Raw genomic sequence first — 17,039 nt, forward strand, 5'->3', positions numbered from 1 at the left:
AAAGCAATTAAAAACCTGTCTATTTGGTCAGCTTTTATTTTTTAGTTTCCTTTTTGAACGGTTATTTTGTAATTAATTGACTGTTTTATAAGGATTTTTTGGCTAATGAAGTAACTAACATCCTAAAGCATATAAGATATTTATCCAAGCCTAGAAAAATAAGCATAAAAATTAAGTTTTCATAAGACAGGGTAATAAATTTTATGTCCGTATTTCAGCACGAAAATGCGATAAAATACACTTGTTAGCTCATCTATTAAAATACATAGTAACAGTCTAATGTTGAATAGTGCATAATGAGCGCTTGCTAGCCACTATAGCTAGGTTACCTTGATTTATCTAGTTTATGATTATTATCTTGGGTATTTCGTTGGGTTATAATGTATATAAAACAATGGTTTATAGTAGGTAGGTTCAGTTATAATAAGTATATTCCAAAATAATTAACACAAAAATATCTTTATATTATGCTGTTGTAGATGAGTTGTAATAAACGACAGGTCAAAAATACTACGTTTGTGGTAGCATTTATTCTAAAGTAAAGAGACATATATATGAATTTGCAGCGCGTTGATTTGAATTTATTAGTACATTTAGATGTATTGTTACGAGAAAAGAACGTTACACGTGCCGCTGAGCAATTAGGGATCACTCAGCCTGCTATGAGTAATATACTACGCCGCTTACGCAAACTGTTTAATGATCCGCTATTGGTGCGTTCATCTGAAGGAATGACACCGACCGAACGAGCTTTAGAGCTACAACCACGCATTCGTGAGATACTCGCTGATCTGACTCAGGTACTTGAGCCGCGTACGGAGTTTCGCCCATATAGCACGTCACGTGTCTTTCGCATTATGACCTCAGACTATGCTGAGGCAACGTTAGTACCAAGGCTAGTCAAAGCATTGCGCGCAGAGGCGCCTAATGTCATTTTAGATTTTTTGACTCCATCAGATGTCTCTTATCGTGATATGGAGCAGGGTCGTGTTGATCTGGCCATCAATCGCTTTAATGAGATACCGCAAAGCTTTCATCAGGTGTTGGTTTGGCGCGATACCTTTAGTTGTCTGCTATCTTCTGAAAGCCCTTATGCCAATCGCTTCAATCTAAAAAACTATCTAAAAGCGCAGCACGTCTGGGTATCAAAGACAGGTATGGGTGTAGGTTTTGGGGTCAATCCAGAAAAGTCAGGTGGTCTTGGCTCTATTGATCAAGCATTGCAGCGCCTTGGACAAAAACGACAAATCAGTGTCTTTACTCGTCATTATCAGATGCCTGCGATGCTTGCTGCGAATAAAGATTTAATCGCTACCTTACCGACGCGCGTGGCACGGATGCAGGCCAACAATGACAGTATCGTGATGAAAGAGCCACCATTTTTTATTCCTGAATTTGAGCTGACGATGGCTTGGTCACCACTACTGCAGCATCACCCTGCGCATCGCTGGTTACGTCAGCTTATTATGCATGTAGCACGCCAGGTTGTCGCTGATGAGGACAATACCGAACAAGAAATACCAGCGATTAGTAGTCTGTTTTAAGGTTTAATAGTTTTATCATTTGTGTGAATAGTCTGTACCAAAAAGCGATTAGTAATTATCTTCTATAAGATAGAATCAATATGTTACTTAATATATTTAACATTATAGAAGGTCAATTGTCTTATTACTTCAAGCCTCGTCTTATAAAGTGGTCACACTGTTAACATCTTCAAAACACTTCTTTATATGTTGTAAACCTAAACACTAAATTTTCTGTTATGCTGTTCGTTGTTAAGAGAAAAGATAAGAAAAACTATTATTGTTAAGATATACGATACTGTAAATATCAACAATGTACTTATAAATATTATTATAGATAGTTTTAGAGAATTTATACTCTTAACTCATTTTATATAAATCAGATACTTAGAAATAAATAGGAATAACAGTTATGGCAGATATTACTACAGTAAATCCAGCGACAGGCGAAAACATTAAAGAATACAATTATATGAGTAATGATGAGGTCAACAAAATTGTTGAAGCATCGCATCAAGCGTTTCTAGAATGGCGCAAAACTAGCCACGAAGAGCGTGCAAAGGTTATTAATTCCATTGGCGATACGCTAATGAAGTATAAAGAAGAGCTATCTCGTCTTATGACTGAAGAGCGTGGTAAACTCTATAGCCAAAGCTTAAGCGAGGTTGATCTTTGCAAAGCAATTTGTGATTATACCGCAGAAAAAGGGGTTGCTGCACTTGCCGATGATGAACGTGACATTGAAGGTCTCAAAAAAGGTATCGTTACCTATCAGCCTATCGGTGTTATCTACGGCATGCAACCTTGGAACTTCCCAGCTTATCAAGTGTTCCGTTATACTATTGCTAATTTAATGGCAGGTAATAGCGTTCTGCTTAAGCATGCGGCGAATGTCACTGGTTCTGGCTTACTTATCGAAAAGATATTCCATGAGTCTGACCTACCAAATGATCTATTCCGTACGATCTTAATTGATCATGATCAGTCAGAAGTACTGATCGGCCATGATAGAGTACGCGGTGTGACGCTTACTGGTAGTGATGGTGCAGGTAGCATCGTTGGTCAGCAAGCTGCAAAAGAAATCAAAAAAGCAGTCTTAGAGTTGGGCTCAAATGACGCCTTTATCGTTTTGGAAGATGCTGACTTAGAGCTTGCAGTACAAACTTGTACTCTAGCGCGTCTGATAAATAATGGCGAAACTTGTGTTGCTGCAAAGCGCTTTATCGTTGTCGACAGTTTATATGATGAGTTCCGTAAGCGTATCGTTGAAGAGTTCGAAAGCAAAAAAGCAGGCGATCCAATGGACGACAGCTCGGATCTTGGTCCATTAGCCCGCAAAGATCTGCAAGAAAAATTGCATGAGCAAGTAGAAGAGAGTGTGAGCAAGGGCGCTACTATATCTGTCGGTGGTAAGTTACCAGAAGGTAAAGGCAGCTTCTACCCAGCGACTATTTTGGAAAATGTCGAAAAAGGTCAGCCCGCTTATGATGATGAGCTATTTGGTCCTGTAGCGTCACTAATACGTGCTAAAGATCAAGATGATGCCTTACGTATCGCTAATGACAGCCGTTATGGTTTAGGTGGCGCTATCTTCTCTAAAGATGAAGACAAAGCTATTCGTTTAGCTAATGAGCAGTTTGATACCGGTATGGTCTATATCAATGGTTATGGCCTCGCAAACCCAGCACTACCTTTTGGTGGCGTGAAAAACTCAGGTCATGGTCGCGAGCATGGTGGTTTTGGCATCAAAGAGTTTGTAAACATCAAAGGTGTCCATGTTCATAACAGCTAAGAACACGTACAGATTTTAAAGTTAAAATGCTTTAAACAGTAGATACTGAAAAGCCCAGTCATTCATAAATTGAGTGACTGGGCTTTTTTGTGGTCGATAGTCTTAAATGATTACTATTTTTCTTTGCTTTTTGACCTTACTTTAACTGTTTAAATATAGCATCAAAGGTAATATCGGCATATAGCTGTGTCGCTGGTTTGATAATTGTTCGTTGTTCAACGATAATACACCTTTTGCGATAAGCATAATTGTCCAAGGTAACAGCTGATGTTCAAGCTTCTGCACGCGCGTTTGCAAACTGTCAGCAGTATCTTTTTGATGCACTTCTAGTAGGGCTTGGGTCAGGACAGCGCCTGCATCAAGCTCAGCGGTGACGATATGAATGCTACAGCCATGCTGACGTTCACCTGCCTGTATGGCCCGCTGATGAGTGTCTAGGCCTTTATAAGCAGGCAATAAAGCAGGATGCAGATTAATCATCGGCGCTGGCGTGTTATCAATGAATTCAGCACTTAATACCCGCATAAAACCAGCCAATACAATCAGATCAGGTTGCCATGTAGTTAGCTGCGCGCTAGCATGAGTTTCAAAGGTCTTAATCCCCATACGTTTGCCGCTAGCAACGTGTGACAACACTGCTACTGGAATAGTGGCATCTTTAGCACGGGTAATAGCATAGGCGTCTTCACGGTTGCTAATGACGCCTACTATTTCAATGGGTAGCGCACCTGCTTGCATCGCATCAATTAATACTTGCAAGTTGCTACCACTGCCTGATACCAATACTGCAATGCGTAATGGCTTATGATTATCTTTTTCGTTGCTGTCTGACATTAACGGTACACCACTGCATCCGCCTGATCATTAGTGCTGCGCTTGACCATTGCGCCTAACTGCCAAGCATTTTCGCCAGCATCATTCAAAGTTTTGATAGCAGTTTCTGCTTTATCTTTAGGCACTACGATGACAAAGCCCACACCGCAGTTAAAGGTGCGATACATCTCGCTTTGAGCAATATTACCTTCGGCTTGTAACCACGTAAATAGCTCTGAGAACTGCCAGCTACTGGTATCAATACTAGCGGCTAAATTATCCGGCAGTACGCGCGGCAGGTTATCAGTCAGACCACCGCCAGTGATATGCGACATAGCGTGTAGGGCAGAGCTACCAAGGGTATCTTGTAGCGCTTTGATGGCTTTGACATAGATACGAGTCGGTGCCATCAAAGCATCAGCGATAGGCTTACCATCTAGTTGCTTGTCGCTGCTAGTAACATCGATACCGCTAACATCAATAACTTTGCGTACTAGAGAATAACCGTTGGAGTGAGCACCACTAGAGGCAAGCGCAATAAGAACATCACCCTCGCTGACGTTTTTGCCCGTGATGACCTCGCTTTCCTCAACCACACCTACACAAAACCCAGCTAAATCATAATCGTCATCTTGATACATGCCTGGCATCTCAGCGGTCTCACCACCAATAAGAGCACAGTTCGCTAATTTGCAACCTACGCCTATACCAGTCACCACCGTCGCTGCCGTATCAACATCAAGCTTACCGGTCGCGTAATAGTCTAAAAAGAACAAGGGCTCGGCGCCGCAAACCAGTAGATCATTGACACACATAGCAACTAAGTCTATACCAATCGTATCATGACGGTTAAGCTGCAGTGCTAATTTAAGCTTGGTACCAACACCGTCAGTACCGGAGACTAATAAGGGTGAGGTATAACCGGTTGGAATACGGCATAGGGCACCAAAACCACCAAGCCCGCCTACCACTTCAGGTCGCGTAGTGGCTTTGGCCACAGACTTAATCCGCTGTACAAGCGCGTCGCCTGCATCAATATCAACGCCTGCATCTTTGTAGCTTAAAGAGGGCTTATTACTCATAGTCATCTCACAGTTGAGGAGGTAGTAGGGTTTTGTACAAAGAGTATTGTTACTTAAATTACGATGCACGCATTATACCTAAAAGTCGTGCCTACTCGCAAAACAACTTATTAATATCTACCCAAGAATGCAGACAAAATACAAATAAAATTAAAAAACAAAAAATGACTCTTTTTTAGTATACTCTGCGAGAATAGTATTTAGGTTTTGTCCTCATTCTATTATTTTAATTCCACTTAGCCCAGCTTTAGGACTACTAACAATGATATCCCAGCCCATAGATCCTTTTTTTCGACGTTTATTTATTGTCGTTGTTATTGTTGTAGCCTTATTTTTAATAAAGCTGATGTTACCAGTCATCATACCTTTTTTCGTAGCTTTTATACTGGCCTATCTGTTTAATCCTTTGGTAAAAAAACTAACAAAGTATGTCAGACGCTGGATTGCTATCATTGTGGTTTATGCGACTATTACTTTAGGAATGGCATTATTGCTGTGGTGGTTGATACCGACGCTGTGGCATCAGTTGCAAGCGGCGTGGGAATATCTGCCAAGGATTCTTAGCTGGTACAATGGTGCGGTTCGGGACTGGGTCGTCGACAATACTAATATATTAATGCCCGCCTTACAGATTGAAGGTTTTTCTGAAACCTTGGTCAGTTACATGCAAACTCATTATAATGTCTCCGATGCTAGCACTTGGATGAGCCAAATTTTTTCTTCAGGTATGCGCTTTGTTAATAATGCTGGACTGATTGTCTTGGTACCTATTTTAACTTTTTACTTTTTGTTTAACTGGGATCAACGTATTCATACTTGGAAGATGGCTATTCCAGCAGGGTACAATAAAAAGGTAATTGCTATTGCCCAAGAATGTGATCGCGCTTTAATGGAGTTTATTAAAGGACAGCTATTAGTTATGGTGCTATTAGGCGCTATTTATGCAGTACAGCTGCAACTAATCGGTTTAGAGCTGGGGCTAACTATCGGTATGGTGGCTGGTATCGCAAGTTTCGTACCGTATTTAGGTTTTGGTTTGGGTTTTATTGCTGCCATTATAGCTGGGCTATTTCAGTTTGGCTTTGACTGGCTTTATTTATCACTGATTGTGGCTGCATTTTTGGTAGGACAGGCGGCAGAGGGTTATGTACTACAGCCTTTGCTTTTAGGTGATAAAATTGGACTATCGCCGCTGTGGGTGATATTTGCTGTATTAGCAGGTGCTAGCATATTGGGCTTCGTCGGTATGCTCATTGCCCTACCAGTATCAGCAGTACTCAATGTATTGTTCCGGCATCTGTATGCTTATTATCGCTCAACTGACTTTTATAAAGGTCGCGTCCAGTTAGATCTATTTAAAAAAGAGTGACCGTGTTTTGAAAAAGAATATTTCTACCTCAGACCTTAAAACGGGTAAAGCACTTGTCAGTCATTTTATAAATATGGTATATATAGGCGCAGTGTTTATAACACAATTTTTAAGAGATGTGGTTTTTCAATATGGTTTTATCGCACTACCCAAACTAAGTTGACGATCTATGGCGCAAGCACAGCTAAGTCTCAATCTAGACATCAAGCATGATGCAAGTCTCAGTGACTTCTCAGGTCCAGGTTGGATGTCCATTATTGATGCAGTACGGCAATTACATGTTGGACTGATAGGTCAGCTGTATCTATTTGGCAGCCCTGCTACTGGTAAGTCTCATCTGCTGTCCGCTATTTGTGAATCGTTTATTGAGATGAATAAGACAGCAATCTGCCTGTCGCTCAACGAGCTGATTGATACTGATGTTGATGTATTGTCGTCCCTTGAAAATTTTGATGTTATTGCTATCGATGATTTAGAAGTACTCGAACGCAGTAGCTTGTGGCAAGAAGCTTTGTTTCATCTGATTAATCGTAGCCGTGAGGGACAGCGCCAGCTACTATTTGCAGCTGATAAACCTGCTAGTGAACTTCCGTTTCAGTTAACCGATCTGTTAACTCGTCTTGCGCAGGCACCTACTTTTAAAGTACCTAATGGTCACGATTTTGCTGATCGTCAAGCTTTATTGCAATCTATTTTACGCCGCCGCGGTTGGCAGTTTGATGAGCGTATCATTGATCATCTGCTAACAGAGGGGCCTCATCGTATCGGAGCGATGATGGAGGTGCTAAATTACATTCAGCCGATGTTCTCCAATCTTGGACGTAGTAATATATCTAAAGCAGTAATAAGTGATGCGCTACGAACGATCAATGAGCAGACGCTTGCCGCTGAGCTTGCTGATATTAGTCAAGAGACGCAATTGGATAATCAAGCGGCCAGTCAAGACCAACATACTATGTCATTAGATTTTAACAGCCACTAAATCTTTAAATAATACGAAATTTACGTTGAATAATCTCTAATGATTATAAGTTTTTACAACAATACAGAGGTGGGGTACGCCATACCTTTTGCTCACTCTCATCATTACCCATAGGATAACTTATGAAACTCTCTACCTCTTTGCTCAAAAAGCTAACTATTAGCACTTTATTGATAGGTGCAAGCTCAGTATCTATACTCTCACACGCTGCGGTCACCTTATTGGTAGATGACAATATCAAAGTTACAGCGATCAATGGTCAAGAGGTCGAACAAAGTCTTTTGCAGCCTCTAATTAGAGAGTTCACTCTACAGCCAGGCCAGCATGCTATCACTGCTAAATACGATCGCTTGTACAAATTACGCCGCGATGAACATGACTATCTGCGTTCAGGCAATGTTAGCGTCACCGCGCAGTTAGCAGACAATCAAACTTATCGTCTCACTATGCCCAATCAGCCTGAAGAGTACAAGGCGGCTAAAGAATATGCCGACCAGCCCACCTTAGCTATACAGCAAGGAGATACTATAGTAGCCAGTCAGCAAAGCTCAGGAGGCAATAAAGGTGGTATCTTATCAGGGCTAGGTAATGCAATAGGGGGTATATTTGGTGGTGACAATGCTGAGATACAAAATCAGCGAGCGATAGCAGCCTTGAATCAGCCATCTACCATTGCTACTCCTGCGCAGAATAATGTTCGCTCTGGCAATGTCTCTGCTACCACCTATACCGCAGCGCCTGCGACTTCTACTACAAATACCAATCAACCTACCGCTAACACATTAGATAGTTTTATGCAGATTTGGCTACAAGCAACGCCAAGTGAGCGTGAAAAAATGCGTCAATGGATTCAGCAGTAACTCTCTTTGTTAGCTACCCTACCTCTGTTAATAATAATTTTTGCAAAACTCTACACACAAAAAAAGCACCGATAGAGGTGCTTTTTTTGATTCTTAGTTTTTGCTTTATCGTTCTGTTTTATTGAACTAAGATGTTAATTATCCAAAGATCTATTTACCCAAAAAAGCATTGTACATCCAGACCAGTTTTTCTTGCTGTTGTACGTACTCATCAAGCAAGTCAGCAGTACCTTGGTCTTCTGCTTCTGCTGCTGTTGCCGAAACCATGCGTTGCTCTTCGATAAGCGCTTGCAGTCCTTTAACGACTCCTTTAACACACTGGTTGCCATCATGGACGTTTTTATCTTCTTCAATACTAGTATGTTGAGCAAAGTCGCTATAAGCATGTAGCGGTGTTTTACCCAAGGTCAAAATACGTTCAGCAATCTCATCAATCTCTACTTGTAGATTGGTATATAGCTCTTCAAATTGCTCGTGTAGTGAGAAAAAGTGCTCACCCTTAACGTTCCAGTGGTAACCACGGACGTTGATATAAAACATATGATAGCTTGATAACAAGTCATTAAGTTTAGCAACCACAGCACTCATGTCTGCTTTTTCTAGACCGATCTGGTTAGTATTGTTATTTACGTCTGTATTACTCATAATATTGTCCTTATAATATAAGTGTGAATGTGGAATTTTTCTATATAAGCTTTTATATGAAGGTAGAAGTGTAGCAGGGCAATGGTTTTATAGCCATGCTTGTTAATATAACGAAGCTTTTGAGGCTAGTAAAATAACAATTTAAAAGTAGCTATTCTAAAGGCAACCATTTACTAAACAGTATCTGTAAATAGGGCCATAAAATGTCTTCTATACCTCACTTCTTGATGTTTTATATAATAGCAAAGTAGCGTCAATAAGTTAAATTGAATAAACTAACCTATACAACAGGTTTTATAAAACTACGGACTATCTGTCGCTGCCAAGTGTGACATGATAAAGCACTATTTAACCGGAGCTTGTAAAGTAGTCGTTTGCAAGCCACGAATAGGTACTACTTCTTGCAAATGCTGGCGTACCGTATCGATAGGAAACTTTTGCGTTTGTAGACGTTTGGGTATAATTTGACTGCCTTGTTGCCCTTTTAATTCAAACATCATAAAGATATAGTCATCGGTTTCATCCCAGCTTTTGACTGCGCTCCATGGAATAACTGCTTGCTGAGTTTGGCCGGCACGCATTTGCATCCCGCGCATCTGATTACTACTGAAGTCAGGCTGGTTGACAGGCATGGCCATTACTAGACCATGTTTTTGTACGCCAAGCTTCATCTGGCGCATCTCATTAGGCATCTCTTGCTCTGCTACTTGTTTCTCAAACTCCTTTTTGACATACCATTTAAAGCCAAGCGTACGGATCAGCAGATAAATAGCTACTGCAATCAACATCACCCAAAAAATAATTGTCGAATAGCCTGAAACAAAAATTAGCCCTACAATCGCTAATACGACAACCACTGCCATAATGATCCACTCTTTGGTTTTGAGGCTCTTGAGACCGAAAGAAGGGCTGGCGTTAGTAAATAGCTCGTACTGCGCTTGTTTGAATTCAGCTTCGGTCAGATTTAAAGCGACAGGTTGTAGGGTGTAAGGGTACAAGGCCATAAAGGGTTCTCAAATACTTAAATTAGAAACGGTGGGTGGCAGCTGTCATGCTGTTATTGTTAAGAATAACAAAGTCAGCGCTAAGCAAGATGGTACTAAGCAAAATAACATGCGCTTATCTTACCGAAAAGTACCTTTAAAAGAAACACAATAAGCAGGGTGATATGGCAATAGTCTCATAATCTGCGTCCGAAAACGTAGTCAAATCCATTAGGTCTTGGTATCATAGCAGCCATTTAATTTTGATTGTTTTGACTTTTTCACTCTTAGCGCTACAGGCCACTATTATGATAGACCCTAAACTTTTACGCGGCGACTTAACCGATCTACAGCAGCAATTAGCTACCCGTGGTTATAGCCTTGATATAGAATTTTGGCAGACCATTGAAAACGAGCGTAAATCTTTACAGGTCAAGACCGAAGAACTGCAGTCGCAGCGTAATGCAGGTGCCAAACAAGTTGGGGCATTGAAAAAATCAGGCGAGGATGCAAGTGAGCTGCTTGCGCAAATGCAAAGCGTGAGTGGCGAGATTAAAGCCGCTGAGGAAGAGTTGCGCGGCTTACAAGAGCGTATCAATCAAGCTGCCCTACAAATCCCTAATATCCCAGAGGCGGATGTACCCGTTGGCGAATCAGAAGAAGACAACGAAGAGGTACGCAGATGGGGCGAGCCGCGTAGCTTTGATTTTGATATCCAAGACCATACCTATATCGGTGAGACCTTGGGTATGCTTGACTTTGAAGCCGCTGCCAAAATTACTGGTAGCCGCTTTAGTGTGCTCAAAGGCCAGCTTGCTCAGCTACACCGAGCGCTTATTCAATTTATGCTCAACACTCATACGCTAAAGTACGGCTATACCGAGACTTACGTGCCGTATATTGTTAATAGCGAAAGCTTGATGGGTACCGGTCAGCTGCCAAAGTTTGAAGATGATCTGTTTAAACTTACTAACCATACCAATAACGACGGTACAGACTTCTACTTGATTCCAACTGCTGAGGTGCCAATGACCAATTTGGTACGCGGCGAGCGTTTAGAGGCCAAAAATTTGCCGCTTAAATTCACCGCGCATACGCCCTGTTTTCGTAGTGAAGCGGGATCGCACGGTCGTGATACTCGTGGTCTCATCCGTCAGCATCAGTTTGAAAAGGTCGAGATGGTCAATATTGCTACCTCCGAGCAATCAGGCGATTTGTTAGAAGCAATGACCGCACAAGCTGAATATATCTTACAGCAGCTCGAATTACCATATCGAGTGATGAAGCTATGTACTGGTGACATGGGCTTCGCCGCGCAAAAGACCTATGATATCGAGGTTTGGCTACCGAGCCAAGAGACTTATCGTGAGATCTCTAGCTGCTCAAATTGCGGTGACTTCCAAGCGCGGCGTATGGGAACGCGGGTAAAAGAGGGCAAGCAGACGGCTCTTGCCCATACCCTCAATGGCTCAGGGTTAGCAGTAGGGCGTACCTTGCTGGCGGTGATGGAGAATCATCAAAACGCGAATGGTAGTGTCACGATTCCAGAAGTCCTACGTCCATTTATGGGCGGTGCTGAGACGATTTCGGCTTAAATAGATGGTTTATCGTCATAGCCTGTAACCATTGTTTATAATAATTATGAGCAATGGTTTTTTATGAACCGTTTGAAAAAGTCAATATAAGTCATTGTTAAATATAAACGTATAAGCCATGCCATTTCTTGGCGAGGATTATGTCTACTATGTTACTATTGCATCTAAATTCCACATCTTATTTGATTTCAAACTCTACTTATTAAGATTTTTTATTGCGCCTTTATTTGTTTGACTCTTCTTTTATCCTTCAATCTTAGGACACGCTATGCCCACTCCAATTAACGAACGTAAACTTGCCAATGCCATCCGTGTACTCTCATTTGATGCGGTGCAAAAAGCCAACTCAGGGCACCCCGGTGCACCGATGGGAATGGCTGATATTGCTGAAGTGTTGTGGCGCAAGTTCTTAAAGCACAACCCTACTGATCCACAATGGCACAACCGTGATCGCTTTGTATTATCAAACGGTCACGGCTCAATGCTGATTTATTCATTACTGCATTTAACAGGTTATGATGTCAGCGTCCACGATCTAAAAAACTTTCGTCAGCTGCATTCTAAAACCCCAGGTCATCCTGAGCTAGGTTATACGCCTGGTATTGAAACTACTACAGGGCCGCTAGGTCAAGGTATTGCAAATGCGGTAGGCTTTGCTATTGCTGAGAAAACGCTTGCTGCACAGTTCAACCGTGACGGCCATAACATCGTCGATCACCATACTTATGCGTTCTTGGGCGATGGCTGCTTGATGGAAGGCATCAGTCATGAAGTGTGCTCACTGGCGGGTACGTTAGGACTTGGCAAATTGGTCTTCTTCTATGATGATAACGGCATCTCTATCGATGGTAATGTCGAAGGCTGGTTCACCGATGATACCGCAGGACGCTTTGAAGCTTATGGCTGGCAAGTGCTCAAAGTTGACGGTCATGATACCGATGCGATCACTGAGGCTACTGAACAAGCAATCAATGAAACCAGCAAACCGAGTCTAATTATCTGTAAAACTATCATCGGTGTCGGAAGTCCAAACAAACAAGGCCTGGCTTCAAGCCATGGCGCGCCACTTGGTGATGACGAAATCGCTCTAACCCGTGATGCCTTATCTTGGAAACATGGCCCATTTGATTTAGACGAAGAGATCTATGAAGCATGGGACGGTAAAGCTAAAGGCGACACGCTACAAAAGAACTGGGAAGCGGACTTTGAAGCGTATAAAAAGGCTTATCCAGAACTAGCTGCTGAGTTATTACGCCGCTTAAATGGCGAATTACCAAGCGACTTTGACAAGCAAGCAAAGGACTACATTCAACAAACCCAAGAGCAGGGCGGTGATGTTGCCAGCCGTAAAGCCAGTCAAAACGCTATCAATACTTTGCAGCCATTATTACCAGAATTGATGGGCGGCTCTGCCGATCTAGCTGGCTCGAACTTGACCTTATTTAATGGCGCAAAAGGTATCGAGACTGACGCTGACGGTAATTATATCTACTACGGTGTGCGCGAGTTTGGTATGACGGCAATTGCTAATGGTATCGCGCTCCATGGCGGCTTTATCCCTTATGTGGCAACCTTCCTGATGTTCATGGAATACGCGCGTAACGCTGTGCGTATGGGCGCGCTTATGAAGCAGCGCATCATCCATGTCTATACCCATGATTCTATTGGTCTGGGCGAGGATGGTCCAACGCATCAACCGGTTGAGCAACTGACTAACCTGCGTACTACGCCAAACCTACGTACATGGCGTCCTTGTGATGCGACTGAATCTGCTACGGCTTGGGTAGAAGCGATTAAGTCTGAAAATAATCCATCAGCACTGATTTTTAGTCGTCAAAGCTTGCCGCATCAAGTGCGTGATAGTGAACAAGTGGTGAACATTACCAAAGGTGGTTATGTCTTAGCGAAAGAGCAGGGCGAGCTAAAAGCCATCATCATTGCGACGGGTTCAGAAGTTGGCTTAGCTATGGAAGCGCATAAAACGATTAGCCAAAATGGCGTTGGTGTGCGTGTCGTCTCTATGCCATGTGCCGAGATATTCATGGAGCAAGACGCCAGCTATCGTGAAGCGGTATTGCCTGCCACTATCCGCGCCCGCGTCGCGGTGGAAGCTGCACATGTGGACTACTGGCATAAGTTCGTTGGCTTGGATGGTAAAGTCATCGGTATGACTACTTATGGCGAATCAGCACCTGCAAGTGACTTGTATAAAGAGTTCGGTATCACTACTGAAGCGGTGGTTGAGGCTGTGAATAGTTTGGTCTGATTTGTAGGCTGCGGCTTTATCCCAGCACTTAGCTATGGTTTATAGTTGAGTGATGACATTATTGAGCAGAGCTACTGGATGATTCTAGTGGCTCTTTTTTTGGTTGGTTTTTGGTTTTAAATCATTAAAAATGAATCGATGGGTAGGTTGGTGTCGAAGTACGAGACCCAACGACTTATTAAGCGGAACGTTGGGTGTCGCAAGCTCCACCCAACCTACAGACTAAGCCATAAAATAGTAAGGCACAGCTATCAGATAGAATAAGCCGCAGTATTGTAAACGAACGCGCATAAAGACGTGCGGCGCATCATAATATTCTAAATCACCGTTGAGTTTATGACCAATAATCCATAATACGCCAGCGGATAGTATGAGTAGAAAAGCGTAGGTGAAACCAATATCAGCGTCCCAGCCAAAAAACGACAAATGTATCAAAAAAGAAAAAGCCCAAAAAACAAGGGTCAACAATCCATAACCACGCCATGAAAGTACCATGTTCTACCTTTGCTTTTTAGCTAAAAATATTCAACAGAACCTATTAAATTAAAACTGATGGTTCTATTATTGACTGGGTTATAGAATGCAATTAGTGTTCCAATATCGACTTCTAAACTAGAAACAGCCGACAAGACGAAAGCTATGCTTGAATGAAGGTGCGAATAAACCTTTAAAGAAAACCGAGCCATAATTCGCATATTTCCTCACTTTTAAATTATTCAAATCTCGAGGCTAATCTTTTTGTTTTTATGGTCTAGCTTTCTTTGATCTCAAAGTGGCTAAGCTAAATCATATCGGTGCGTGGAACGTCCCTACGATTCTTTCGTATTGCATACATATACGTCAATCAAGTACTCTATAATATCAATCAACGTTGTCCTTTGTGATTGAATCTAAACAAAAAGTTCTGTGAGGTTTATATTTGTAGTATCAAGTTGACTAGGTACAAATACTAACTTAATATCTAATATCGAGATGTTCTACACAATCATATAATTAAGAGGATACATCATGTCAAACAAGTCTTTTAACAACGATGAGATAGATAATACTCAATTAGATAAGAAGGAACAAAAGCAGCAAGATAAGGTAGAAAAAGAGCGTCAAAAAGAATTAGATAAAATAGAGAAGAAACGTCAAAAAGAGCAAGATAAAATCGATAAGAAGATTCGAAAAGAACAAGATGAAGTGGACAAAAAGCATCAAAAAGAGTTAGATAAGATAGACAACAAGCGTCAAAAAGAATTAGATAAGATAGACAAAAAAATACAGAAAACGCTAGACGAGATCAATCAAAAGGCTCAAAAAAGACGGGATAAGATACATACTAAGGTTCAAAAAAGAATATATAAGAAAAAGGGTAAGATCGATAAAAATCAAAATAAGAAATGGCAGTATTAAATCTTTTAAGAAGCTATCTTAGTACATGAAAAGGTTTTTGAATTGTAGAGCCTTTACAGAGATTATGTTAAAGCTAAACAAAACCGCCTTTAATTGACATGTTGCTAAAAAATCCAATTCTAGACGTCAAAACCAAGTTTTAAAACTGGGCGTTTAGAGTTGGATTTTTTATTGTTATTTAACAAAAATATGTACACAACTACCTAAAACTTATATCAATAAAACTCCAAACTAAAAGAGCTGCCAGAATACGCTAGCAGCTCTTTTAGTGTTTTGACAAAAAGATTAAAATCTCAAAATCCTCCTAGCCGTCAAAGGTACTGTATTCCTCATTTTGACCGACGATCTCGATAAAGTCAGGATTTAGATCAGATAATTTAGAAGCCCCTGACAGCAGTAGAGCTGATTTTAAATCATTGTTAATATGTTCAGCGACAGATTGTACGCCCTGCGCCCCGCCCAAGCCTAGACCATACATAAACGGACGACCAATAGCAACCGCATCTGCACCCATAGCGACAGCACGAATGATATCGATACCACGACGTACCCCGCCATCTAAGATAACTGGCACACGGTTATTAACAGCCGCAACGATAGGCGGCAGTGCTGTAATGCCTGCAGGTACACCATCGATCTGACGACCACCATGGTTTGAGACTTGAATGGCATCGGCGCCAGCACGAATGAATCTATCTGCATCGTCAGGACGTAATATGCCTTTGACGATAACGGGCAGTCCGGTAAACTGTTTGGTGAACTGAATGTCTTTAACCGTCAAAGCTGTTTTTTGATCCCCAAAATCACCGAAACCGCCTTTTTCAGGATCGTGGTTACCAAAGGTAGCATCGGGACGAAACGGATTGCCCATAGCTATAAAGTCTTCAGGACGACCTGGACCTAGAGCGTCGGCAGTCAAAACGATGGCTGAATAGCCCGCTTTTTTAGCGCGGGTCAGTAGTGAGCGCGTCACTCTGTCATCATTGTTCCAGTATAGTTGAAACCATTTTGGCCCTGTAGTGGCTTGAGCGATCTCTTCAAGCGTTGCATTAGATGCTCCAGATGAGCAGTACAAAATATTAGCAAGACCAGCACCGCGAGCAGTATCTACTTCACCTTTTTCGTGTACCATTCTGTGCGCGCCCATAGGAGCTACCATAATAGGGGATGGCATATCTAAACCTAGTAAAGAGGTTCTAATATCGATATCACCGTTACTTAAGCCTACTAAGCGTTTGGCGGCGATACGATAATCATTAAAGGCACGACGGTTTTCTCGCAGTGTCCATTCAGCCCCAGCGCCGCCCGATACAAACGCATAACCTTCTTTTGGGATAGCGCCGCGTGCTTTTACAGCAAGACGATCAAGACTGATAATATCAAGTTTTTGTTCAGCCGTACTAGCGCGATAGGGTGCTTGAGGGCGGGCGTTATCACTAACAGCTGCAAACACTTGCGTACTCATTAAGGGCAGAGTGCTTAAACCAATACCAGCAGCTCCTATTATTTTGCGTCGTGAAATACTCTTCTTTGCTAAAACATGAGTGGATGATGTCATTTTGTGTCCTTAAATCATTAGATTTTGGAATATGAATTTGACTACTAAATTATATAAAAACAAAGGTATAAAAGTTGGTAGTAAAAACCACACAAGCCTTATGATTATTGCATTTAAACTCTCAAAGAAATAATTTTACGCCTTGTTTATTGTATAATAAAATCAATATATTT

14 protein-coding genes are annotated in these 17,039 nt (G+C 41.7%); 8 read left to right on the plus strand and 6 right to left on the minus strand.

The window, feature by feature from the left end; all coding sequences use genetic code 11:
- The first annotated feature begins 554 nt into the window (after positions 1-554).
- Positions 555-1,544 carry a LysR family transcriptional regulator gene (locus ACR63N_RS03745; RefSeq protein ID WP_367105873.1) on the plus strand — a complete coding sequence of 330 codons (990 nt, stop codon included), beginning with the start codon at positions 555-557 and terminating at the stop codon, positions 1,542-1,544.
- A 391-nt stretch (positions 1,545-1,935) separates the two neighbouring features.
- Entirely contained in the window at positions 1,936-3,315 is a 1,380-nt protein-coding gene (locus tag ACR63N_RS03750) for an NAD-dependent succinate-semialdehyde dehydrogenase (RefSeq protein ID WP_472782484.1), read from the plus strand.
- Positions 3,316-3,456: 141 nt separating this feature from the next.
- On the opposite strand, the gene purN is transcribed toward ACR63N_RS03750, so the two are convergent.
- Together purN and purM are read right to left on the minus strand one after the other, a co-directional pair.
- On the minus strand, positions 3,457-4,149 hold the full coding sequence (purN, locus tag ACR63N_RS03755) for a phosphoribosylglycinamide formyltransferase (protein WP_367105871.1): 693 nt from the start codon (positions 4,147-4,149) through the stop codon (positions 3,457-3,459).
- On the minus strand, positions 4,149-5,210 hold the full coding sequence (purM, locus tag ACR63N_RS03760) for a phosphoribosylformylglycinamidine cyclo-ligase (protein WP_367107133.1): 1,062 nt from the start codon (positions 5,208-5,210) through the stop codon (positions 4,149-4,151). Before purM ends, purN begins: the two co-directional genes overlap by 1 nt.
- A 262-nt stretch (positions 5,211-5,472) precedes the next feature.
- Here purM and ACR63N_RS03765 point away from each other — a divergent pair, with 262 nt between their 5' ends.
- The 3 genes from ACR63N_RS03765 to ACR63N_RS03775 all read left to right on the plus strand — a co-directional run bounded on the left by ACR63N_RS03765 (position 5,473) and on the right by ACR63N_RS03775 (position 8,421).
- The gene (locus tag ACR63N_RS03765) at positions 5,473-6,579 is read left to right on the plus strand and encodes an AI-2E family transporter (protein ID WP_367105869.1); all 1,107 of its coding nucleotides are present in this window, start codon (positions 5,473-5,475) and stop codon (positions 6,577-6,579) included.
- A 169-nt stretch (positions 6,580-6,748) separates the two neighbouring features.
- Positions 6,749-7,561 carry a DnaA regulatory inactivator Hda gene (gene hda / locus ACR63N_RS03770; RefSeq protein ID WP_367107134.1) on the plus strand — a complete coding sequence of 271 codons (813 nt, stop codon included), beginning with the start codon at positions 6,749-6,751 and terminating at the stop codon, positions 7,559-7,561.
- A 122-nt stretch (positions 7,562-7,683) separates the two neighbouring features.
- A complete protein-coding gene (locus ACR63N_RS03775; RefSeq protein ID WP_367107135.1) occupies positions 7,684-8,421 on the plus strand; it encodes a DUF2057 family protein in 738 nt (245 codons plus the stop codon).
- 150 nt (positions 8,422-8,571) lie between these two features.
- Here the strand turns inward: ACR63N_RS03775 and ACR63N_RS03780 are convergent, their stop codons facing one another.
- Both ACR63N_RS03780 and ACR63N_RS03785 read right to left on the minus strand, forming a co-directional pair.
- The gene (locus tag ACR63N_RS03780; protein WP_367105866.1) at positions 8,572-9,066 is read right to left on the minus strand and encodes a Dps family protein; all 495 of its coding nucleotides are present in this window, start codon (positions 9,064-9,066) and stop codon (positions 8,572-8,574) included.
- Positions 9,067-9,410: 344 nt separating this feature from the next.
- Positions 9,411-10,070: a YcxB family protein gene (locus tag ACR63N_RS03785; RefSeq protein ID WP_367105865.1), complete on the minus strand. Its 660-nt coding sequence runs from the start codon at positions 10,068-10,070 to the stop codon at positions 9,411-9,413.
- Between the two features lie 287 nt (positions 10,071-10,357).
- On the opposite strand from ACR63N_RS03785, the gene serS reads away from it, so the two are divergent.
- On the plus strand, positions 10,358-11,644 hold the full coding sequence (gene serS / locus ACR63N_RS03790; RefSeq protein ID WP_367110969.1) for a serine--tRNA ligase: 1,287 nt from the start codon (positions 10,358-10,360) through the stop codon (positions 11,642-11,644).
- A 268-nt stretch (positions 11,645-11,912) separates the two neighbouring features.
- The gene (gene tkt, locus ACR63N_RS03795; protein WP_472782485.1) at positions 11,913-13,910 is read left to right on the plus strand and encodes a transketolase; all 1,998 of its coding nucleotides are present in this window, start codon (positions 11,913-11,915) and stop codon (positions 13,908-13,910) included.
- 222 nt (positions 13,911-14,132) lie between these two features.
- Here the strand turns inward: tkt and ACR63N_RS03800 are convergent, their stop codons facing one another.
- Positions 14,133-14,405, minus strand: coding sequence for a hypothetical protein (locus ACR63N_RS03800; RefSeq protein ID WP_472782486.1), 273 nt, complete (start codon positions 14,403-14,405; stop codon positions 14,133-14,135).
- A gap of 513 nt (positions 14,406-14,918) precedes the next feature.
- On the opposite strand from ACR63N_RS03800, the gene ACR63N_RS03805 reads away from it, so the two are divergent.
- Positions 14,919-15,308, plus strand: a complete 390-nt coding sequence (locus ACR63N_RS03805; RefSeq protein WP_367109869.1) for a hypothetical protein — start codon at positions 14,919-14,921, stop codon at positions 15,306-15,308.
- A gap of 304 nt (positions 15,309-15,612) precedes the next feature.
- Here the strand turns inward: ACR63N_RS03805 and ACR63N_RS03810 are convergent, their stop codons facing one another.
- Positions 15,613-16,866 (minus strand): alpha-hydroxy-acid oxidizing protein, encoded by a 1,254-nt coding sequence (locus ACR63N_RS03810; RefSeq protein WP_472782487.1) that lies wholly within the window; start codon positions 16,864-16,866, stop codon positions 15,613-15,615.
- Between the last annotated feature and the right edge of the window lie 173 nt (positions 16,867-17,039).

The organism is Psychrobacter sp. M4, assembly GCF_055699795.1.

Coding starts and splice junctions, on each gene's coding strand:
- ACR63N_RS03745 (WP_367105873.1), top strand. CDS start 555: ATGAATTTGCAGCGCGTTGATTTGAATTTATTAGTACATTTAGATGTA.
- ACR63N_RS03750 (WP_472782484.1), top strand. CDS start 1,936: ATGGCAGATATTACTACAGTAAATCCAGCGACAGGCGAAAACATTAAA.
- purN (WP_367105871.1), bottom strand. CDS start 4,149: ATGTCAGACAGCAACGAAAAAGATAATCATAAGCCATTACGCATTGCA.
- purM (WP_367107133.1), bottom strand. CDS start 5,210: ATGAGTAATAAGCCCTCTTTAAGCTACAAAGATGCAGGCGTTGATATT.
- ACR63N_RS03765 (WP_367105869.1), top strand. CDS start 5,473: ATGATATCCCAGCCCATAGATCCTTTTTTTCGACGTTTATTTATTGTC.
- hda (WP_367107134.1), top strand. CDS start 6,749: ATGGCGCAAGCACAGCTAAGTCTCAATCTAGACATCAAGCATGATGCA.
- ACR63N_RS03775 (WP_367107135.1), top strand. CDS start 7,684: ATGAAACTCTCTACCTCTTTGCTCAAAAAGCTAACTATTAGCACTTTA.
- ACR63N_RS03780 (WP_367105866.1), bottom strand. CDS start 9,066: ATGAGTAATACAGACGTAAATAACAATACTAACCAGATCGGTCTAGAA.
- ACR63N_RS03785 (WP_367105865.1), bottom strand. CDS start 10,070: ATGGCCTTGTACCCTTACACCCTACAACCTGTCGCTTTAAATCTGACC.
- serS (WP_367110969.1), top strand. CDS start 10,358: ATGATAGACCCTAAACTTTTACGCGGCGACTTAACCGATCTACAGCAG.
- tkt (WP_472782485.1), top strand. CDS start 11,913: ATGCCCACTCCAATTAACGAACGTAAACTTGCCAATGCCATCCGTGTA.
- ACR63N_RS03800 (WP_472782486.1), bottom strand. CDS start 14,405: ATGGTACTTTCATGGCGTGGTTATGGATTGTTGACCCTTGTTTTTTGG.
- ACR63N_RS03805 (WP_367109869.1), top strand. CDS start 14,919: ATGTCAAACAAGTCTTTTAACAACGATGAGATAGATAATACTCAATTA.
- ACR63N_RS03810 (WP_472782487.1), bottom strand. CDS start 16,866: ATGACATCATCCACTCATGTTTTAGCAAAGAAGAGTATTTCACGACGC.